The 472-nt window shown below is 67.6% G+C and carries 2 pseudogenes; both read right to left on the minus strand.

Annotated features, from left to right (window positions below):
• Positions 1-152 (minus strand): annotated as a pseudogene (locus ADK55_RS37790) (2-oxoacid:ferredoxin oxidoreductase subunit beta); the annotation flags it as partial.
• A pseudogene (locus tag ADK55_RS19380) lies at positions 142-472 on the minus strand (2-oxoglutarate ferredoxin oxidoreductase subunit alpha); the annotation flags it as partial. The pseudogenes ADK55_RS19380 and ADK55_RS37790, both read right to left, overlap by 11 nt.

The following is a 472-nucleotide window of genomic DNA, read 5'->3' on the forward strand; positions in this document are numbered from 1 at the left end:
AGGCCGAGTTCGGGCATGAAGCCCTGGACGGCGGCGAGCACGGCGTAGTCGCCGCAGCCCGGACACCAACGGACCTCCTGATCCGACTTGAAGTCCTTCGCCGACTGGACGGCTTCCGCCTTCGGGACGAGGGACAGGGCTTCACTGGGCACGACTTGCCTCCTGGACGGCCTCGGCCAACTGCGCGGCTTTGAAGGGCATCCCGTTGACCTGGGTGACGGAATGGATGTTCGTCAGGTACTTGGCCCGGATCAGGGTGGCGAGCTGGCCGAGGTTCATCTCCGGCAGCACCACCTTGTCGTAGCGCTCCAAGACCTCGTCCAGATTGCGGGGGAAGGGGTTCAGATGACGCAGGTGGGCCTGGGCGACGGGGAAGCCGTCCTTGCGCAGCCGGCGTACGGCCGCGGTGATGGGGCCGTAGGTGGAGCCCCAGCCGAGGACGAGGATCCGGGCCTCGTCGGGGTCGTCCACG

This window comes from Streptomyces sp. WM4235, from assembly GCF_001279725.1.
Lineage (GTDB): Bacteria > Actinomycetota > Actinomycetes > Streptomycetales > Streptomycetaceae > Streptomyces.